Annotated in this window: 18 protein-coding genes and 1 pseudogene; 5 read left to right on the top strand and 14 right to left on the bottom strand. The window is 45.4% G+C overall.

Going from position 1 to position 20,573, the window contains the following annotated elements:
* Window positions 1–3: 3 nt before the first annotated feature.
* The 4 genes from putB to ABZM97_RS01865 form a co-directional block, all read right to left on the bottom strand.
* Window positions 4–915, bottom strand: a complete 912-nt coding sequence (gene putB / locus ABZM97_RS01880; protein ID WP_087993185.1) for a proline dehydrogenase PutB — start codon at window positions 913–915, stop codon at window positions 4–6.
* A 187-nt stretch (window positions 916–1,102) separates the two neighbouring features.
* The gene (locus ABZM97_RS01875; protein WP_087993184.1) at window positions 1,103–1,885 is read right to left on the bottom strand and encodes a nucleotidyltransferase domain-containing protein; all 783 of its coding nucleotides are present in this window, start codon (window positions 1,883–1,885) and stop codon (window positions 1,103–1,105) included.
* 83 nt (window positions 1,886–1,968) lie between these two features.
* The gene (cah, locus tag ABZM97_RS01870) at window positions 1,969–2,925 is read right to left on the bottom strand and encodes a cephalosporin C deacetylase (RefSeq protein ID WP_087993143.1); all 957 of its coding nucleotides are present in this window, start codon (window positions 2,923–2,925) and stop codon (window positions 1,969–1,971) included.
* A gap of 59 nt (window positions 2,926–2,984) precedes the next feature.
* Entirely contained in the window at window positions 2,985–3,959 is a 975-nt protein-coding gene (locus ABZM97_RS01865; RefSeq protein ID WP_087993142.1) for a LysR family transcriptional regulator, read from the bottom strand.
* A 115-nt stretch (window positions 3,960–4,074) separates the two neighbouring features.
* Between ABZM97_RS01865 and ABZM97_RS01860 the strand changes: the two genes are divergently transcribed.
* Window positions 4,075–4,833 (top strand): class I SAM-dependent methyltransferase, encoded by a 759-nt coding sequence (locus tag ABZM97_RS01860; RefSeq protein ID WP_367387150.1) that lies wholly within the window; start codon window positions 4,075–4,077, stop codon window positions 4,831–4,833.
* Between the two features lie 27 nt (window positions 4,834–4,860).
* Here the strand turns inward: ABZM97_RS01860 and ABZM97_RS01855 are convergent, their stop codons facing one another.
* The gene (locus ABZM97_RS01855) at window positions 4,861–5,421 is read right to left on the bottom strand and encodes a shikimate kinase (RefSeq protein ID WP_087993140.1); all 561 of its coding nucleotides are present in this window, start codon (window positions 5,419–5,421) and stop codon (window positions 4,861–4,863) included.
* A 267-nt stretch (window positions 5,422–5,688) separates the two neighbouring features.
* Here ABZM97_RS01855 and tmrB point away from each other — a divergent pair, with 267 nt between their 5' ends.
* A complete protein-coding gene (gene tmrB, locus ABZM97_RS01850) occupies window positions 5,689–6,282 on the top strand; it encodes a tunicamycin resistance ATP-binding TmrB (RefSeq protein WP_367387149.1) in 594 nt (197 codons plus the stop codon).
* A gap of 50 nt (window positions 6,283–6,332) precedes the next feature.
* Here tmrB and nadE read toward each other — a convergent pair whose 3' ends face one another.
* Both nadE and ABZM97_RS01840 read right to left on the bottom strand, forming a co-directional pair.
* Window positions 6,333–7,151, bottom strand: coding sequence for an ammonia-dependent NAD(+) synthetase (gene nadE / locus ABZM97_RS01845; RefSeq protein WP_087993138.1), 819 nt, complete (start codon window positions 7,149–7,151; stop codon window positions 6,333–6,335).
* 128 nt (window positions 7,152–7,279) lie between these two features.
* A complete protein-coding gene (locus ABZM97_RS01840; RefSeq protein ID WP_087993137.1) occupies window positions 7,280–7,876 on the bottom strand; it encodes a DUF1989 domain-containing protein in 597 nt (198 codons plus the stop codon).
* 127 nt (window positions 7,877–8,003) lie between these two features.
* Between ABZM97_RS01840 and ABZM97_RS01835 the strand changes: the two genes are divergently transcribed.
* A complete protein-coding gene (locus ABZM97_RS01835; protein WP_087993136.1) occupies window positions 8,004–9,344 on the top strand; it encodes an amino acid permease in 1,341 nt (446 codons plus the stop codon).
* Between the two features lies 1 nt (window position 9,345).
* On the opposite strand, the gene ABZM97_RS01830 is transcribed toward ABZM97_RS01835, so the two are convergent.
* The 3 genes from ABZM97_RS01830 to ABZM97_RS01820 all read right to left on the bottom strand — a co-directional run bounded on the left by ABZM97_RS01830 (window position 9,346) and on the right by ABZM97_RS01820 (window position 11,343).
* On the bottom strand, window positions 9,346–10,095 hold the full coding sequence (locus ABZM97_RS01830) for a YqcI/YcgG family protein (RefSeq protein WP_367387469.1): 750 nt from the start codon (window positions 10,093–10,095) through the stop codon (window positions 9,346–9,348).
* Window positions 10,096–10,175: 80 nt separating this feature from the next.
* Window positions 10,176–10,805: a LysE family translocator gene (locus tag ABZM97_RS01825; RefSeq protein WP_010331361.1), complete on the bottom strand. Its 630-nt coding sequence runs from the start codon at window positions 10,803–10,805 to the stop codon at window positions 10,176–10,178.
* 73 nt (window positions 10,806–10,878) lie between these two features.
* Complete coding sequence (locus ABZM97_RS01820) at window positions 10,879–11,343, bottom strand: MarR family transcriptional regulator (RefSeq protein ID WP_087993135.1); 465 nt, start codon at window positions 11,341–11,343, stop codon at window positions 10,879–10,881.
* 112 nt (window positions 11,344–11,455) lie between these two features.
* On the opposite strand from ABZM97_RS01820, the gene bmr3 reads away from it, so the two are divergent.
* Window positions 11,456–12,994, top strand: coding sequence for a multidrug efflux MFS transporter Bmr3 (gene bmr3, locus ABZM97_RS01815; protein ID WP_148962922.1), 1,539 nt, complete (start codon window positions 11,456–11,458; stop codon window positions 12,992–12,994).
* Between the two features lie 43 nt (window positions 12,995–13,037).
* On the opposite strand, the gene ABZM97_RS01810 is transcribed toward bmr3, so the two are convergent.
* The 4 genes and pseudogenes from ABZM97_RS01810 to ABZM97_RS01795 form a co-directional block, all read right to left on the bottom strand.
* The gene (locus tag ABZM97_RS01810) at window positions 13,038–14,663 is read right to left on the bottom strand and encodes an L-lactate permease (protein WP_087993134.1); all 1,626 of its coding nucleotides are present in this window, start codon (window positions 14,661–14,663) and stop codon (window positions 13,038–13,040) included.
* A 31-nt stretch (window positions 14,664–14,694) separates the two neighbouring features.
* The gene (locus ABZM97_RS01805; RefSeq protein WP_202328804.1) at window positions 14,695–15,660 is read right to left on the bottom strand and encodes an L-lactate dehydrogenase; all 966 of its coding nucleotides are present in this window, start codon (window positions 15,658–15,660) and stop codon (window positions 14,695–14,697) included.
* 363 nt (window positions 15,661–16,023) lie between these two features.
* Window positions 16,024–18,003 carry a starch-binding protein gene (locus ABZM97_RS01800; RefSeq protein WP_087993132.1) on the bottom strand — a complete coding sequence of 660 codons (1,980 nt, stop codon included), beginning with the start codon at window positions 18,001–18,003 and terminating at the stop codon, window positions 16,024–16,026.
* Window positions 18,004–18,176: 173 nt separating this feature from the next.
* A pseudogene (locus tag ABZM97_RS01795) lies at window positions 18,177–18,752 on the bottom strand (DUF6773 family protein).
* A gap of 498 nt (window positions 18,753–19,250) precedes the next feature.
* Between ABZM97_RS01795 and ABZM97_RS01790 the strand changes: the two are divergent.
* Window positions 19,251–20,558: a chloride channel protein gene (locus ABZM97_RS01790; RefSeq protein WP_087993129.1), complete on the top strand. Its 1,308-nt coding sequence runs from the start codon at window positions 19,251–19,253 to the stop codon at window positions 20,556–20,558.
* Window positions 20,559–20,573 lie beyond the last annotated feature (15 nt).

The raw sequence follows: 20,573 nt of genomic DNA, 5'->3' as shown, positions 1-20,573 counted from the left end.
TTTTTACTTCTTTGTCATTCCTTTGAGAGCAAATGCAATGTTTGACGGACGTTCTGCAAGGCGTCTCATAAAGTAGCCGTACCAATCTTCGCCGTATGGCAGGTAGACTCTCATGTTATAACCTTCTTTTACGAGGCTGAGCTGGGTTTGCGACCGCATGCCGTACAGCATCTGAAATTCAAACTTGTCATTGGCGATGCCATTTTCTTTGGCAAGCTGCTTTGTATAGTCGATCATTTTGTCGTCATGTGTGGCAATCGCTGTATAGTGACCGTTTAAGAGCTGCTTTCGGATGATTTTTTTATAATTTTCATCGACATCGCTTTTCTCCGGGAAAGCTACTTTTTGTGATTCTTTATAAGCTCCTTTTACAAGGCGAAGGAACGGGTTTAAAGAATCCAAATCGTCAATATCACTTTCCGTTCGGTACAGATAGGCTTGCAGCACTGTGCTCACATACTCGTATTTCCTTCTGAAATCCTTGAAAACATCAAGTGTTTTCTGGCATCTGACTTCATCTTCCATGTCGATGGTGACCATGATTTTATGCTTCTCGGCCGTCTGAAGGATTTTCGTCATATTTTCATACACCAGATCCATATCTATATCGAGACCTAAAGACGTCATTTTTAAAGAAACTTGTGAGTTCAGCTGCTGATCCGCAATCGTCGCAATGGTTTGAATGCACTCTTCCGTACGCTCCCGCGCGACCTCTGCGCTGTCTACAAACTCTCCTAAATGATCGACAGTAACTGACAAGCCTTGGCTGTTAAGCTGTCGAATCGTCGGGATTGAACTGTTAAAATCATTCCCTCCGATAATTTTACCCGCTGCTACCCGGCTTCCCCAGTTCTTTGCCATTTTATTGAGAAAGCCGCTTTTGGATAAAAATAAGAAAAAATCTCTTGTGATCACTTCCAACCTCAACACCCCGCAATCTAAGAAGTATTTGTATGAGTTAATTGTAAATGGACAAAACCCACGTTCACAATATTCTCAAAATACAAAGATTCTGATTATTTTTGTGGATTTACCACAATCAGATAGTTAGAAAGTCGGGGAATCGTGTCGAATAAAGGGGAAAAGGAAGCGACAAAAAACATCAGCTTCCTCCATCCTTCCATACTTCTTCAACCGTATTCAAAAGCAAACGATTCAGTTCAGGTGTCATATCCTTTTGTTCTGCTTTCAGCGTTTTTGCTGCTTCCATGATTCTTTCGATTTCCGTTTCAATAAACTGATGAATAACATGAATTCGCGCTTCAAGATCAAGCTCTTCGCCTCTTCTTTTCCGTTCAAGCAAGGTTTCCATTTCTGCCTTCAGCTCAGAATCAGTAACAAGTTCATTCATCAAAACAGTAAAATCCATTGGCGGAATGGTTCCGTGCTTTTCAATCCATTTGCAAGCCAAGATTGGCCGAAGCACGTAGAAATACTTTTTGATTTTCACCTCTTGCCCTTGAAGGTAATCCTTGACGTTCCTTCTCGCCATATTGATATAGTGATACACGCTTGCTTCGGGCTTAAACGCCTCCGTCCGCAGCTTTCTTAGCTTCTCTGCGGTTGTAAATGCTTCGTAATACACAATGTCTGAGGACAGCCATTCAAGGAGCGGCGGGTTTGATTTTTTGAAGAGGCGCAGCGTCTTTCTCAGCTCCCAGCCGCTGATATCCAGCAAATCGTGAATCGGTTCCTCAATGACATCACGCTCCTGCTCAATTGAAAAATACCATTCCTTTTTCGGCACATAAATAAAGCGGACATCGTAATCACTGTCCTGAGACGGGAATCCCCAAGCGCGGCTTCCTGATTCAACGGCATATACGATTTTGACTCCGTATGACAGCTCGATTCGTTTTAATTCATCAATGATCCTTTGTTTCATATCTATTCGTCTCCAGTCTGGTTTCATTCCGGCAGTTTGCAGAAAAAAACCGCCTGATGATGTGCGGCGGCTTTTCATATTTATCAGCCTTTCAGATGCTGCTTAAAGAAAGCAAGTTTTTCCGTTTGAAAGGCAGGGATATATTCATGCCCGAAGTAGCGGTACACCTTCAGCTCTTTCTCTGTCTCCAAGTGATTGTAGGCGGCAAACACGGTGGACGGCGGGGTGACCTTGTCAATCAGGCCGATCGACATCAGGACAGGCACCTTTACTCGGTCAGCAAGATTCATAATATCGAAATATGAAAGTGTCTTCATCGCCTGCTCTTCTGTTTCCGGGCTGCCATTTCTTCTGAAGAAGGAATTGATTTCAAGGTACGGCTGTTCAAGCGCCACATCAATGGCCCGTTCAAAGTTGCTTAAATAAGGATAATCGGCAGCCGCGGCTTTCGGAATGTCTGACAGAGCTGCTGCGGCAATTGTTAAGCCGCCGCCTTGGCTTCCGCCTGTCACACCTATTCTAGTTTCGTCGACTTCGTCAAAACTGCCGATGACTTCAAGCGCGCGGACGGCGTCCAAATAAACGCCGCGGTAATAGTATGTATCTTTATCAAGAATACCTTTCGTCATCCAGCCTAAAGCGTGACCATGCGGAGAAATACTCGTATCCTCGCTGCTCTGCTGCCCGCGGACAAGCATGCCGAATGCCGCGTATCCGTGAAGCGCCCAATTCACCATTTCATGAATCTCACCGTCATAGCTTGCGTTGTAGCCGTGATATTTGACGATCGCCGGATGCGGTCCCTCCTTGTCAGGCACCGCGTACCATCCGGCAATGCGGGCGTTTCCGAAGCTTTTATACGTAAGGCGGTACACCTTGACTCCATCAGCAGGATAATCAACTGGCTGTAAATCAGGTGCCGCTTGGACTTTTGCAAGTTCATTCAAAGACGATTTCCAAAACTCAGAAAAATCTTTCGGTGCTGTTTTTTCAGGCTTATACGTTTGCAATTGGTCGAGCGGCATATCGAATAGTTGCATTTCCGATTATTCCCCTTTGTTTTATTAGTTTTAGTTTGTATTCTATACTACCACGTTTTCTAAATATTTTCACTTTTGTTTTCCAAACAGCCTTCATCAAACGTTTGTTTAAGATTTTCCCGGCTCATTTCCATAAAAGCCTGAGCTGTCAGACTGACATATCGGTTCTTTAAAAATACAAAGACAAGGGTTCGGGATGGCGCTGATTGAATAGATAAATAAATTACACCCGGGTCCTTATCCCTTCTGACCATATTCGGCGCCATTGTCACACCTAAGCCGTTTGCCACAAGAGATTGCGCGGTTTCAATATGGCTCGTCTTAAAGGCAGTATTCGGCTTAAAGCCGCTTTCCGCACAGAGATCGAGAACTGTCCTTCGAAAACCGAAGCCTTCTTTTAACAGAATAAAAGGCACGTGCCTCGCCATTTCAAGGGGCACGGACGGCTGGCGGCCCTCCTCTCCTTCCAACGCTTTCTCAATCAGCGCGGTCATTTCCGGAGGCATCCACCTTTGTTTTTCCTTAGGCACCGCGAGAACAATCGGTTCCGTGAGCAAGGGTGTAATGGCAAGCCGTTCATCCTCGATCGGCAAGGACAAAACAGAAAGGTCGACCTCTCCCTTTGCCGTCATTTCCTCTAATGAAGCAGGGTCTTTTTCAACAAGCTGAACCTCTACATGAGGATAGCGCGCCAAAAACTGCTTCAGCAGAGGCGGAAAGAGATATCTCCCCGTGACAGCGGGAATCCCGATGGAAAGCTTATGCCCAAGCCCCTGCGACCGCTCCTGCATCTCCCGGAGCAAATCATCTCTGGAACGAATGATGTCCTCGGCTTTTTCAATGAAACGCCGGCCGTGGGGTGTCAGGGTAACAGAGCCGTGGGATCTGTGGAAAAGGGTAAGCCCAAGCTCAGCCTCAAGCTTTTTGATTTGCTGGCTGAGAGATGGCTGAGCGATATGAAGATGCTCCGCCGCCTTTGTAAAGCTTTGGCGCCGGGCGATTTCCGCTGCGTATTCCATCACTTTAATATCCATTTCAGCCTCCATAGGTTAAACCTATCGTTTTTATCATTTTTATATCTTGGACGAATCATAACAGAAATTGCTAACATAATCCATATCATCAAACAGAAAAAAGGAGCTGGTTGACATGACAAATGAAACGCCGTTTTCGAAAAACGCCGAGATGTATCGGGATGAGAAGGTATTTGCCGAGGGGGAAGATTTGGGTATTATGATCAAAACGGCGCAATGCCGGGCTGAGCATCGGGTGCTGGATATCGGAGCGGGTGCCGGCCATACGGCGCTGGCATTTTCTCCATATGCACAGGAGTGCATCGGTATTGATGCGACGATAGAAATGGTAGAGGTTGCATCCTCCTTTGCGCAAGAAAAAGGAACGAAAAACGTACGTTTCCGGCAAGGAACGGCGGAGTCGCTTCCCTTCGCCGACGATTCATTTGATCTCATTACCTGCCGGTACGCGGCCCATCATTTTTCAGATCTCCGCAAAGCTGTCAGCGAAGTTGCACGTGTGCTGAAAAAGGACGGACGTTTTCTCTTGGTCGATCACTACGCGCCTGAAGATCCCATTCTTGATGAGTTTGTCAATCATTTGAACCGGCTCCGAGACCCTTCCCACGTGCGGGAAAGCTCATTATCAGAATGGCAGTCGATGTTCGCCGCTAATCAGCTGGGCTATCAAGAAGTCCAAAAGTGGAATTTGCCGATTCAATACGAAAGCTGGATCAAACGGGGCGGAACCCCTGCCGATCGAGAAAAACAGATGATCAGCCATTTACATCAAGCATCAGACGAAGCACGTGACACGTTCTGTATCAAATTGAATCAAAACGGACAGCCCGACTCCTTTTGCTTAAAAGCGATTTTGATTCAAGGTATAAAATGATAAAAAGCCGTGCGCTCCGCACGGCTTTTACATTGGCTGATAAAGGTCCCAGCCGATTTTCAATGTCTCCGCAATATAATCGGCGACCTCTTCAGGAGAAAGGTTGTCTGTTGCGACTTTTGAATTGTGTTTGTCGTAAATGGCTTTTCTTTCGTTAAACAGCTGTTCCATGTCATCCATTGAACGGTTGTGCAGCACAGGGCGGTTCTCGATCAATAAGTCCGCTCGCTGCTTCCAGTTCTCCCATGACAGGTCTAGATGAAGCACGAGACAGTTTTCCAGACAGCACGTTCTGATTTCCTCTTGTTTAAATGACCCGCCCCCCAGAGATACGATTTTGAATCGTTTATGATGGCAAATGTCTAAAATATATTCCTTCTCCGTTTTCCGAAAAAAATCTTCACCCTTTTTCTCAAACATCTCAGGGATCGACATATTGAAATCTTTTTCAATCTCTTGGTCTATATCGATAAAATCTCTATATAATTTTTTAGCGACCAATTGGCCGATTGTCGTTTTTCCTACACCCATGAATCCGATCAGGACGATATTTCTTTCTCTTACTGGGATGGCTCGTTTAGCGTTCATCTTCGGCGAAATCCTCCTAAGGAATGAAATTTTATATTCATTATATGCTTATTTTACGAATATTTATATAGATACCGGCTTGCCCGTCCTTTTGGCGGCGCTTTTGCCTGAATGACATTCATTGTACAACATTTTTACAGATATTTTAATACGTCGACGCAAAAAAGCATTAAAATCTTTCAAACTCACTGCTTTTATTGTTTTTCCTGCTGACTCTTCGTTCGAAGGGTCTTTTTTTGTATCATAAGTGAGAAGGGGGAAATGGAGATGATCATTTGGATAAACGGGGCGTTCGGTTCCGGAAAAACACAAACAGCCTTCGAACTGCATAGAAGGCTGAAACCGTCTTACGTGTATGATCCTGAGAAAATGGGATTTGCGATGCGCTCCATGATACCGCCGGAGATCGCGGAGGACGATTTTCAAAGCTATCCCTTATGGCGGGCGTTCAATTACAGCTTGCTTGCCTCCCTGACCGATACATACCGCGGCATCATCATTGTGCCTATGACGATTGTACACCCTGAATACTTTAATGAGATCATCGGCAGGCTTAGACATGACGGCCAGACGGTTCACCACTTTACACTAATGGCTTCAAAGGAAACCTTGTTAAAACGGCTGCGCACAAGAGCAGAAGGACAAAACTCATGGGCCGCCAAACAAATCGACCGCTGCATTGAAGGATTGTCATCACCAGTCTTTGCGGATCACCTCCAAACAGACAACATGTCGATTCAGGATGCGGCAGAAACCATTGCCGCGAAAGCCAAGCTTACATTAGACCCTGATACGAGAGGCAGCCTCCGAAGGTTCACCGACAGATTGATGGTAAAGCAGAATCATATCCGCATCAAATAAAGATCCTGCACATGAACAAAAGCCCGCTCCGAGAGCGGGCTTTCTGGGTCTTATTTCCACCAGTCATCAAACATAGACGCCGGAACCTGACGTTTATGTTCAGTCATGCTGTAGCGTTTTTCCAGCGCTTCTGACACTTTCGCTGATACTTCTTTTCCTTCAAGATAATCGTCAATCTCATCGTAGGAAATGCCAAGCTCTGTTTCATCCGTCTGCTGCGGTTTTTCGTCGAGCAGATCGGCAGTTGGTTCTTTTAAGTATAGGCGTTCCGGTGCACCCAGCTCTTTCAGCAGGCTTCTTCCCTGACGCTTTGTTAAGCCTGTCAGCGGCAGGAGATCTGCGCCTCCGTCACCGTATTTCGTAAAGAAACCAGTTACGGCTTCGGCCGCATGGTCTGTTCCAATCACAAGAAGGCCTTCTTGGCCGCCGATCGCGTATTGAGCAATCATTCTCGTTCTCGCTTTTACGTTCCCTTTATTAAAGTCTGTCAGCTTATCGCCTGTCTCTTGCTGATATTGATCTGCAAAAGCGCTGACTGTTGATTGAATGTCAAATTTCCAGGATTTGTCCGGCTTGATGAATTTCAGAGCGAGCTGGGCATCGTCTTCATCCTGCTGTGTGCCATGCGGAAGACGGACCGCGATAAACTGAGCGTCTCCGCCCTCTTCGCGAATGCTTTCCACGGCAAGCTGGGCAAGGCGCCCGGCAAGAGATGAATCCTGTCCGCCGCTGATTCCCAATACAAAGCCTTTAGCGCCGGTTTTCTTTATATACTGCTTTAAAAAATTGATTCGTTCCTCAATTTCTTGTTTTGGATCAATTGAGGGCTTCACATGTAATTCACGCATAATCGTTTCCTGCACACTCATCCTACTCATTCCTCCTGTACAATCGCTGTTTCTTATTTGATCATTTCCCCAACTGAATGGAAATGAATCATCGTTATGTATCCCTATTAAATATAGCATAGGTTTTCATTTGCAGTGAACAAGAGAGATCAGCTGACTTCCACCCGTATTGACGTTACACTGTCTCCATTACACTTTCCTTTTTCGATCGGACAGGAAGAAAACGCGACAATCAAATCCGTTTCCGCTCTCAGCCTTACATAATCGCCGGCATTCGAAAGCGGCGTTTCCACAGACAGGTTCCCTCTCTCATCAAGGACAGTATTCATAAAAATCGCAAATGGGTAATGCATGTGAGGCTTCGGTACGCCAAACTGCTCAAGCGCCCGGTTCATATTGTCATAGCACGTATCCTGAAACTCATCCTTTTGCTTGCCGTATAACAGCCTGTTCATATCAGGTCGGCAGGCGGGAAGCAGGAGATCATGTTTGCCGACCGTATCCTCAATCAGCGTCAGCATCGGTTTGTACAGATTGGAGTAGAGATGGTCATTGACCTTCACATGAATAGAATGATTGGCATCAATGGTCGCGCCCTGATCAAGGTGCTCATAAAAATCTTTGGCATGGTACGCGACAAAATCTGCTATCTGCTGCCCTTCTACATCAACCACCTTCAAAACCTGCCCCTTTTTCAGCTTCAGACCAAGCCCTTTTTTCGGCTCAATAATATATTGCTGTGTCATTGCTTCGCTCCTTTTTTCATTAGTATGGGCGTTCGCCGCCTTCTCCATGTAAAAAGAGGCAAAAATCCGATGTATATAAGCTTCAGGCGGGTCGCAATCTAACCTTAGATAAAAGGGGTTGAAATTGATGAGTCAAACAAAAAAAGACCAGCAAAAAGGAAACTTGGCTTGGTGGCAGCTGTCATTAATCGGGATAGGATGCACAATCGGAACAGGATTTTTTCTTGGTTCCAGCATTGCCATAGTGAAAAGCGGTTTTTCCGTTCTGCTTTCATTTCTGATTGGGGCAATCGGCACGTATTTTGTATTCGAGCAGCTTGCCAAGCTGTCGGCAAAGCAGCCGGAAAAAGGCTCGTTTTGCGCGTATGCAAGAAAAGCATTCGGCAGATGGGCCGGGTTCAGCAACGGCTGGGTGTATTGGTCATCAGAAATGCTGATTACCGGAAGCCAGCTGACAGCCATTTCGCTATTTACGAAGCATTGGTTTCCACAAGTCCCGCTATGGGTGTTCGCTTCAATCTACGCGGTACTTGGGCTTCTGATTATTTTCACCGGGCTGTCTGTTTTTGAGAAGACTGAAAACGTACTGGCAGTCATCAAAACAGCCGCTATTTTTATGTTTATTGTGATTGCCATCCTGGCATTATGCGGCATCTTATCCGGCGGAAAGCACGATGTACAAATTCCAAATAAGACGAGTGAGTTTTTCCCATACGGCGCCATGGGGCTGTGGACAGGTTTAATCTACGCGTTTTACGCCTTTGGCGGAATTGAGGTCATGGGGCTGATGGCGGTTCACTTAAAAAAACCAGAGGAAGCGTCAAAATCAGGGAAGCTGATGCTGGCGACACTGGCGGTTATTTATATTATTTCGATCGGACTGGCTTTGCTGCTGGTTCCATTAGACACGTTTACACAGCAGGACAGCCCGTTCATTACGTCGCTAAAAGGATACAACCTTAAGATTATCCTCGATATTTTTAACGGGATTTTTATTATCGCCGGGTTCTCGACCCTAGTCGCTTCCCTTTTTGCGGTTACGACATTGCTTTGTACGATGGCTGATGACGGCGACGCGCCGAAATGTTTTACCTTAAAGGAAGGCAAAAAAATATGCTGGCCGGCGCTGGGGCTGACGTTTGCAGGGCTTATTTTATCCATCATACTGTCTTTAGTGCTGCCCAAAAACATTTATGAGCACATGACCACAGCAGCGGGGCTTATGCTTTTATACACTTGGCTGTTTATCCTGTTCTCCAGCAAAAAGCTGACCGATCCCGAGGGCATGGGGAAAACGCAAATTTATTCAGCGATGATTCTGATTGCTGCGGCTGTGTCCGGCACACTGTTTGAAAAATCAAGCCGGCCCGGTTTTTTTGTGAGTATAGGTTTTCTCACGATTATTGCGGTCGTTACAGTGATCTATCAAAAAAAGCAGGGACATAAAGACCGCCCTGCCAGCTCGTGATTTATTTCATTTTGTTGAACATGTTCTTCAAATAAGAAAATGGGCACTTCGACACCTGCTTTTCGTCATCACGGAGGAAATACTGTTTCCATTCGCGATTATCCTTTCCTCCGTACCAGCCTAAATGCGGATGAATCGGAGCTTGATCATAGGCTTCTAAACGCGAGCGGATCAACCTGCTCATGTTGCGGCCAAATGCGGTTGATCCATTTAACTCTTCAAACACCCACCTTGGCTGAAACGCGATCATAAAATAAGGAAAGCTCCGGCTTCTCCTCGCCTCATGCCCCGGTGTAGCGCAGAGCAGAAAATAAGGCTCACCGTCAAAACAAAACTCCCATTTGTAATGCTCGGGATCGGTCGGAATGTCTTCCGGCCACTCTTTTTTATCTTGATCGCTTAGTCTATTCAAGAAGCACCAAAACAGCTCTTCATACGCTTCAACCGTATAGTGCTCAGCCAAATCCTCCGGTGTGTCAAACAACACGATGAGAGAAGCGTATTTTCCAGTGTCCCGTGAAATCCTTCCGTACTCCGCAAGCAATGGAGCCAGTTCCTCCGCCGTACCGTTTTCCCGCGGATCTCCGGCAAACGCAATGCGGAGCTGGTCAGTCAGAAACGCCTGCCGTCCGGGAATGCATGGAAACGTATCCGCGCCATCGGCCACAGTTTCTGCCAGAAGCTCAAAAGCGATTCTTTGCCATTCAAGAAGCTCTTCTTGATTACGTTCCAGAAAACTTTTGGTGTACATCCCATCCACATTGATCCACCTCCAGTATCATCTGGATACTATATTAAAACCAGAAGCGGCAGGTGACTGTCCTTGATGAATCAGCCCAATAACTGTTTGATGCCTTGATAACCGAAGTAACATCCAAATACAAGGAGAGACACACCAGCGATTCCGGTCAATCCTCTCAATAGCTTTTCATGAAGCAGATTTCTGAACATGCTGGCTGTGATCGCCATGCAAAAATCCCAGATTAAAATGCCGATCATGATACCGGAGCTATAGATGAGAAGCTGATTCATATCGTAGGCCTCTGCTGTTTTCGCAAGTATGCTGCCGTAAATCCCAAGCCAAAACAGGATGCTCAATGGATTTGACAGTGAAATGAGAAAACCCGAAGCGAATGTTTTCTGGTACGACGCTTTTCCTCGTGAGCTTCGCACATCCATCGGTTCTCTGACATTTTTCAGCGTTTCAATTCCGGTATAGGTCAGAACAAAAAAGCCGAAGAGCCACAAAAACGTTTTCACAAATGGAGCGGTCAAAAACTGTGACAGCCCGAAATAAATAAAAAGCATGTACAGTCCGTCCGCTGTCATGGCGCCTAAACCAAAAACCCACGCATGCCAAAAACCGTTTTTAATTCCTTTGTCTATTTGCGCCGCATTCACTGGTCCCACAGGCGCAGACAAGGACAGTCCAAGCACAATATAGCTCAAAAAAATGTTCACCGGCCCGTACTCCCTTCTCTTACGTAACTTGTACAATTTATTCGGGAACGGGCCAAGCTATGCACAATTTCGCTTACTGTTTCAGACGTTCAAGCTCTTCCTCCATAATATCGGCGGCTTTTCTTACGAAACTGAAAATGAGTTCCAGTTCCTCTTCGGTATAGTCGCGGCATAAATCCATCGTAGACTCCGACAGTGAACGAAACAAATCTTTTACATGTTTTTTTGAAGCGGTCAATGGGACAATTATGACTCTACGGCGATCACTAGGGTCCTTTTCACGAGCCACATACCCCGCTTTTTCCAGACGGTCAACAAGCGCCGTGACCGAACCCGTGCTGAGGCCCGTCTTTTTCCCCAGCTCTCCAGCCGTCATTGGCCCTGCTTCATTTAAGATGTCAGCTGATTTTAAATCGGTGGGAAACAGACCGAGAGCTTGAGCGGCTGCTTGGTGAAACAGAACCGTTCTTGTGCCCAATTTCCGAAAAAGCTGAACGGCAGTCCTTTCCAACTCACTTCTGGAATTTCTTGTTGACAACTGACAATCCTCCCTATAAAATCGAATTTATCTTGATAATCGAGATATTCGATGACCAAACTATTATCATGATATCAGAACTTACATAGAAAAGTAAGAGGAGGTAGAACAAATGGACACAACATTAGCAAAGCAGGCTTCCACCAAATTTGTGGTCCTCGGTCTCCTGCTGGGCATCTTGATGTCTGCGATGGACAATACGATTGTTGCCACCGCGATGGGCAGCATTGTAGCCGATCTTGGAAGCTTCGATAAATTCGCTTGGGTAACGGCGTCCTATATGGTGGCAGTCATGGCCGGAATGCCGATTTACGGCAAGCTTTCCGATATGTACGGCCGAAAACGCTTTTTCCTGTTTGGACTTATTTTTTTCTTAATCGGGTCGGCTTTATGCGGGATTGCACAGACGATGAATCAGCTGATCATCTACCGGGCCATTCAGGGTATTGGAGGCGGCGCGCTCCTGCCAATTGCTTTTACCATTATCTTTGATTTGTTTCCGCCGGAAAAACGCGGTAAGATGTCCGGCATGTTCGGCGCTGTATTTGGATTATCCAGTGTTCTTGGACCGCTGTTAGGCGCGATCATTACAGACGCGATCAGCTGGCACTGGGTGTTTTACATCAATGTGCCGATCGGCGCATTGTCATTGTTTTTCATTATTCGCTATTACAAAGAATCTCTGGAGCACAGAAAGCAGAAAATTGACTGGGGCGGCGCGATTACTTTGGTCGTATCCATTGTATGCCTGATGTTCGCCCTTGAGCTTGGCGGCAAAACATACGATTGGAATTCGATTCAGATCATTGGCTTGTTTATTGTGTTCGCCGTTTTCTTCATTGCCTTTTTTATTGTGGAGAGAAAAGCGGAAGAGCCGATCATTTCTTTCTGGATGTTTAAAAACCGATTGTTTGCCACAGCGCAGATTCTCGCTTTCCTGTATGGCGGCACATTTATTATTTTAGCGGTATTTATTCCGATTTTCGTTCAGGCGGTTTACGGCAGCTCTGCGACAAGCGCAGGCTTTATTTTGACGCCGATGATGATTGGATCAGTCATCGGAAGCATGATCGGCGGGATCTTCCAAACGAAGGCAAGCTTCCGCAATTTGATGCTGATATCTGTCACGGCTTTCTTTATCGGCATGCTGCTTTTATCCAATATGACACCGGAGACGGCACGGGTATGGCTGACAGTCTTTATGATGATTACCGGCTTTGGTGTAGGCTTTAATTTTTCCCTGCTACCGGCGGCATCGATGAACGATCTTGAACCTCGCTTTCGGGGGACGGCCAACTCTACAAATTCATTTTTGCGGTCATTCGGCATGACCTTGGGCGTCACCATTTTCGGAACGGTGCAAACAAACGTGTTCACAAACAAGCTGAGTGATGCCTTCAGCGGTATGAAAGGCTCAGCAGGCTCAGGCGCCGCGCAAAATATCGGCGATCCGCAGGAGATTTTCCAAGCGGGAACACGCTCCCAAATTCCTGATATGATCCTGAATCGCATCATTGACGCGATGTCATCAAGTATCACGTACATCTTTTTGCTCGCTTTGATTCCAATTATCCTCGCAGCGGTTACCATTTTGTTTATGGGAAAAGCCAGAGTGAAAACAACAGCGGAAATGGCGAAGAAAGCAAATTAACACCAAAAAGCAGTACATGGCTGGCATGTACTGCTTTTGTTGATTACACTCCTAATCTTGCTAGAATAAATGTCCATATACAAATGATCAATAACAGAATGAGGCTGTACGCCACTGTCCGCTTAAACAGTTTAGATTCCTTGCCTGTCTGGCCGACCGCTGCGGCGGCGATTGCAATGGATTGAGGAGAAACGAGTTTCGCCATCACCCCGCCCGCCGTATTTGCGGCTAACAGCAAATCAGAACCAGCACCGATCTGCGCTCCGGTAACAACCTGCAAATGTCCGAACAAAGCGTTATTGCTGACAACAGAACCAGTAATGAACACGCCGATCCAGCCGAGAACAGGACTGACAAACGGGAACAAGTCTCCTGTTTTGGCCAGTGCTAACCCAATTGAAGAGCTGAGCCCTGCGAAGTTGGCCAGATTGGCAAACCCCATCACAAAGCAGATCGTCATAATCGGCACCCACAGCTCTTTTCCTGTCTCCTTCATGGACGCAAAGGCATCCCGACAAGAGAAATTTTTGCTGAACAGGCCTGTCACGATGACCGCCGCTAAAATCGCTGTACCAGTAGCTGACAGCAGATCGACTTTAAAGACTGCATCTAACGGCGTGGCGGATGGCGCAATCGGCGGCATTTTCATCATTTGCTGATGCAGAAAAGGCATTTTAAAAAGAAGCGTTGTTTGATACAACAGTCCGCCTTCTTGAAAAAGCGCTTTGAAAGCAGGAAGGCTCCAGATTGTGATCGCCGCAGTTAAGATGTAGAAAGGAGACCACGCTTTCGCAATGTCAGCGGTACTGTATGCCTTATTCTCACCAGCCTCGCCGGCTCCTTCCTCCCGGTAAATCTCTTTCGGCTGCCATTTGCGAAGGAAGAGCGCAAGCCCGCCCATGCTGAATAAGGCCGCCAAGATGTTTGCTAATTCCGGCCCGAGCACCGCCATTGTCAGTGTCTGAACCGCTGTATACAGCCCGCTCACAACCAATAGGGCAGGCCAAGTCTGTTTGATTCCTTTCATTCGGTCTAATAGGAAAACAAGCAGAAACGGAATCAAAAATGAGATGATCGGCAGTGTCCACATCAATGTCCGTGACAGCTCAAGAGCGGACAAATCACCAATCTGCGCCCCTGTGATCACAGGAATCCCAATCGCCCCAAAGGCTCCAGAGGCTGCGTTCGCAATCAAGCAGAGCGCCGCCGCTTTTAACGGTTTAAAACCAAGTTCGACAAGCAGCGCCGCACTAATCGCAATCGGAACACCAAAACCGGCCGCGCCTTCCAAAAACGCGTTAAAACAAAAACCAATTAATAATAGCTGTAACCTTTGGTCAGGCGAAATGCCGGCAATGCTGGAACGAATAATAGTGAATTTTCCGGTTTTCACTGCGATTTTATACAGCCACACCGCCATCAGGACGATATAGCCAATCGGCCACAGCCCGCTTCCGATTCCCAGCAAAACAGAAGAAATCGCTTTTTCTACCGGCATATGAAATGCCAAAACGGAGACGATGAAACTGACGGCTAAGGTAAGAAATGCCGCGAGAATGCCTTTCATTTTAAAAACAGTTAAAGCTAAGAGAAAAAAGAGAATTGGAGTGAGCGCCACAAGTGCGCTCACATACTCGTTTCCAAACGGATCATACAGCTGCTCAACCATTGACAATCAGCCCTTTACTCTATAGTTGCGATTAGTTGACCTTTAGTTCTGCAAAATGAGGTTTTAAAATGTTTTTGAGAACGCCGGCGCTGTGAAGAAAATGTTCTTTTTCTTTCTCATTTAAGTTCAGCTCAGTGATGCCTGCAATTCCTCCGCGGTTGACGATTGCCGGAACGCCGATGTACACGTCATCTGTGCCGTATTGTCCGTCCAGATATGTGCTGACAGTTAAAATACTGTTTTCATTATGAAGAATGGCTTTTGTAATGCGGGCAAGACTCATCGCAACACCGTAATAAGTCGCGCCTTTTTTCTCAATGATATGGTAAGCGGCGTTTTTCACGTCATCTACGATCTGGTCAAGTTCCTCTTGTTTATATGCATTATTTTTCTTAACAAGTTCACTAACCGGCATACCGCCGATATTCGCGTGGCTCCAGACAGGAAGCTCTGTGTCGCCGTGCTCGCCGATAATATGCGCGTGCACGTTTTGAGGCGCTGCGCCAAAGTATTCGCTCAGCATGTAACGGAATCTGGCAGAATCTAGTGTTGTGCCGCTTCCGATCACTCGCTCTTTTGGCAGGCCGCTGAATTTCCATGTCGCGTAAGTCAGAATATCAACCGGGTTTGTCGCGATTAAGAAAATACCGTCAAATCCGCTCGCCATCACTTCACTGACGATTCCTTTGAAAATCTTTAAATTCTTTTCTACTAATTCAAGGCGTGTCTCACCAGGTTTTTGGTTTGCTCCGGCGCAGATGCAGACAATATCAGCATCCTTGCAGTCTTCATATGTTCCGTAAGATGTTTTGACCGGTTGCGGCGCAAACGCCTTTCCGTGGTTTAAATCCATTACATCGCCCATTGCTTTTTCTTTATTTAAATCAATGACCACAAGCTCATCTGTGATCGCTTGGTTCGTTAACGCAAATGCATAACTGCTTCCAACAAAACCCGCTCCGATTAAAGCTACTTTATTTACATGTTTATTCATCATTAATCATCCTTCCAAGGGTTGTTTTTCTTCGGTGTTTGTTTGTGAAGTATTTCACATTTATATTGTGCAACATTTCACAAACTTTTGCAAGAGAAAAGATTTGTCTGATTTATGAACAAAAAAGAAACCATCTATGATGGTTTCTCAGATTGTTGACAAAATGCTAAAATGAAAACCATTTTAGCATTTTGTCATCTTTTCAGCGTGATTGAAAATCTTTGAAGTCTAGGAAGGACGAGCATTGGAGCACAGCGAATGTAGGAATTCGTGAGCACCAACGCGCAGGACTGACAACGAATGCGAGGGTTTGTCGACACGCTGAGAAACCATCTATGATGGTTTCTATGAGAGTTTCCACTTCCCTCAATAAGGAAGAGAACCGCTTAACCCAGAGTTGTTATATAAACCGTTTTGAACATAATCAAAGCCAGGCTGGTTTTGGCCGGGCACTTGGGCGCTGCCGTTATTAAAAATCACTTTAGCATTCGTTGTATCCGTATCCGCAGGAAGCGTCAGCGTGTAAATACCATCCGCATTCTTGGTCATTGCTTTTCCCGGCCAAGATCCGGTCAACTCTATTGCGCGGCCTCCATCATCTTTATAGATATAAGCATTTACTTGGCCCCAATGATTTGGATTTTGATAGCCGATAATTTTGGCTGAAGACGGGTCTTTTTTGACAAACGTGTATTCTTGGGTCCTCGTTACACCATCACCGTTCGTTCCTTTTAACGTAACGGTGTATGTTGTGCCAAATGGAGCTCCTTTTCCGATTGTTAATTGGTCTCCATCCTTAAACGCTGTCTCTTGCCCATTATTGATTTGATACACGGCTTTTGCTGTATTCGCATCTGCACGCAGGGTAATCGCCAGCTGATCATTGAAAGAATGTGTGACCCCTGTTTTATAATTCTCAAGGAAGACATGAGGCGCATTTGCGATATCGTCAGGATAAATAACAACCACAGATCTGGCATTGATCGTGCCCGTCAGTTTACCATTCGTTACTTGAAATGAACCGTCTCCAGCTTTATTATCATAGCTGCCATCAGGTAATTTTGTTGACGTATTGATAGTGACAGAAGATGAACCTGCATTTGCCAGCACAACGCCGTGCGAGCCGCGCTGATTCATAAATATCTGATTGTTTCCATTCGGATTCGAGAGCTCCTCAGGCTGTCCATCCATCACATTGTGAAATGTATTGACCGCAACGATAGCCTGATCTTCAAATAAACCACTCCCTCGATCGCCGATTTGGCTTTTCCCCGGGAAGCGCACACCATTTCCGCCGCCCTCGGGTCTGGAAAAGAAGAGAGGCGTACTGCCTGAGCGGGAAGCAATCACCGCCCAGCCTAAACGAATATCGTCATCGCTCATCCATGTGGACTCTTCCTCATCATTGGCATACGTATCATGCGATTCCACCCATGTGACTAACTTGTCCGCAGACACAGCAGACGCATAATGGGAGACATTCGACACGCTCAGATTACGGTTCCTTAAAGCAGACCTCATGGAATGTCCATAATTAGATGCTGTTACATTCATATATTTCGCATACGCAGCATCTCTGGAGGCACTATCTTGCAGGATTTCTCCGTATTGGAACTCGGCAGATGTATTTGTGATATTCGGCCAAAATGGACTGCCGTAATTCCCGTCATCCGGCAGTTCTATATGTTTGGCGGCGTCAAAGCGAAATCCGTCAGCGCCGTCAATTAATGCTCGTTCTAAGAAGCCTTTCAGATAGGACTGTACTTGTGTATTTTGTGTATTCCAATCATACAGCCCGAGCAATGAATTCTGCGTGACATCCCATCGATCGGACCAGTTTTTAATTTGTGTGTTTCCATGAGTCCAATTTGGAATACTCTTAATCTCGTTAGAAATCGCAGCATAGTCACTGGTGGTATGATTGATCACAGCGTCAACAATGACCTTTACGCCATATTCTTCAGCAGCAGCGCACATTTCTTTAAATTCTTGTTCAGTACCTAAGTAACGGTTGCCAATTTGGTACGATGTCGGCTGATACAGCCAGTACCAGTTCGACATGCTTTTGTTTCCTTGGTTCCCTTCCTTTACTTGGTTAATCGGAGACGTCTGAATGGCTGTATATCCTGCATCATGAATATCCTTCATATTGTGTTTTAACGTATTAAATGACCAATTCCAGGCATGAAGTATGGTCCCGTCTTTGACCGATGGCGCTGTAAGCTCATTCGATTTGTCCGCTGTTTCAGCATTCGCAGCCGCCGGTCCTGCCAGAACCAAATGAAACAGCAGAAAAAATCCAGCGAATAACGGCAGTAAAGAGGTTTTGAATCGTTTTTCAAACATTATTGACACTCCTTATTTAATTATTAAAGACTTAATGCGGAGTCAAACATATCCCTCTTACTTCATTCTTCCGCTTCCTCCTTTCAAACTGATGTGAAGACTGGAGAATTTTGTTAACGCTTACATTTTAAATTATCACAATCACTCTATCAAAACAACTTAGTAGAGTGAATTCAAATCCATGTGCCTATCCAACTAGAAAACGCTGCCCGGAACATGAGCCGTTTTCCCAAACAAAAAAAAAGAAACCATCTCACCTAAGATGATTTCTACTTTATTTCTTCTTTTACCGCTCTTCTGTAAGACCACTTCACAATAACATACCGAAGCAGAAACAGTGCCCCGCCGCAGACGATAAAAAGAAGGATCATTTTCAGCCAAGCGAAGAATGTATGGGGAATCCCCCTGTCGTACATCGTGAGCATCACTACCGCAAAAGCAACTGCAATTGAATCTAATCGCTGCTGCTTCACCCGTTTTTTCAATTCTTCTTCGGTGTTTATTCTCGGCAGGAGCATTCCAGATGCCGCTGCCCTGATGCAGTAATATAAGATCATAACAAACAAAAACACAAGGCTTGCAGCCCATTCGTTAAACGGAAATTCAAACATAATGCCGCGGATGATCACATCAAGGAGTGCAAACGCTCCCGCTATCATCCCAATCTCCGTCCAGATTTTTTGTTCTTTTTCTTTTACTCTCTTATTTTCCCCATTCACGCCTGAAAGTCTATTACGCAGATTATTCATGACCTTCCTCCCGCACTTTTACGAATGGCTTTGGCTTACATCTTACAATAACAGCCTGTGCTTCTGCAATGAATAACTCAAAAGCCCGTCGTACAAGCCGGCGGGCAGCATTATAGAAAAACGCTCCCTAGTTACAATTCAACACAAAGACCGATGTAGACCGAATCAGAGCAAGCAGGAGCATATACCGAAGCCGCTTCACTTACGAAATTCCGCTTGCGGCATGCACAGCCATACAAGATATCTGCACCCGGACTTGGCTGCGGCCTTCAGCCAGGTTTTCACCATTCGCCACTGCCTATGTAAGAGCTGATCATGTAGAAGCTTTTCCTTTTTCATTAAAATTTCGATCATCAATTTTTGAACAATGGGCAACAATAGGTTCAAACGGTTAGCTTAGATGGTTGTAAATTCGTTTCTCCACCAATTTCCAAAAGCAAATCAAACAAGCGTATCAGAATCTTACATAAGTTATGCGGCTAGAAATGAGGGTAATGGATGAATGAAATCATACTAAGATATAAAAACTTTTTTTCAGTTCTTGTTCGATGGATTATTTTTGGAAGCATTATTGGTATCATTGTTGGCTCGACAACAACTTTTCTTTTAGAGACAAACGATTATCTAGGAGAAATACGAGAAAAAAGGGATTGGTTAATTTTCCTTCTCCCTTTAGGCGGGTTGGTCTTAGGATACGTCTATATGAGCTACGGAAAGGTATTTTTGAATAATACCTTAAATGATACTGCTGAATTAAATAATCTAGTGATAGACGCGGTTCATGGAAAAAAAAGCGTTCCGCGGAGAATGGGACCTATCGTCTACTTGGGAACCTTCATAACAGTCTTTTTTGGCGGTTCTACAGGAAGAGAAGGTGCGGCTGTTCAAATGGGAGGAAGTATCGCTGCAGCAGTAAACAGGTTTTTTCGTTTAAACATATTCGACAGTAAATTGTTCATCATGAGCGGCATAAGCGCCGGGTTTGGCGCCGCCTTTGGAGCCCCCATAACAGGTGCTGTTTTTGGGATGGAAATGGCTGCTTTAGGAAAGCTGAAATTCGAAGCACTTGTTCCTTGTCTGGCGGCCAGCTTTGTCGGTCACTTTATGACAACAGCAGCTTTGGGACATAAACACGAAAAATTCATTATACAAATTGTGCCTCAACTATCTGTTATGACGTTTATAAAAGTGATTCTCGCAGCTGTTATGTTCAGTCTATTAAGTGTTTTATACTGTCAAATGAGACACGGTATACAAACATTTTCGGAGAAGCTTTTCAAAAAAAATCATATGAAGAGGGCCTTTGTTGGCGGAATAGTCATTGTGGCATTAACGCTAATAGCAGGTTCACAAGATTACAATGGCCGGGGATTAGAGATGCTGCAGCAATCCTTTAAAGAAGATGTTCCTCCTTTTGCCTTCCTCGCCAAACTGGTTTTTACAGCAGTTACGCTTGGAACCGGCTTTGTTGGCGGAGAGGCCATACCTTTATTTTTTATGGGGGCAACATTAGGGAACACCTTACACACATTCATGGATTTACCCATGTCATTTCTCGCTGCATTAGGATTGATCGCTGTTTTTTGCGGCGGTGCCAATACTCCTATAGCAGCCTTCCTATTGGCAATGGAGATGTTTGACGGAAAGGGGTTAGAGTACTTTTTTGTCGCTTGTATCGTTAGTTATTTATTTTCAGGACATCATGGACTATGGCCTTCTCAAAAAATATATGAACCTAAAAGCAGGTTATATCAAATCGCTCACGGAGAAACCATTGAAAATGTCGAAAAGAAAAAAAAGCCTTAGGCATAATGAAATTAA

The sequence above is a fragment of the Bacillus vallismortis genome (assembly GCF_040784915.1).
Lineage (GTDB): Bacteria > Bacillota > Bacilli > Bacillales > Bacillaceae > Bacillus > Bacillus subtilis_G.
Note: the sequence above shows the minus strand (reverse complement) of the source record. Positions and strands in the feature narration are given on the sequence as shown.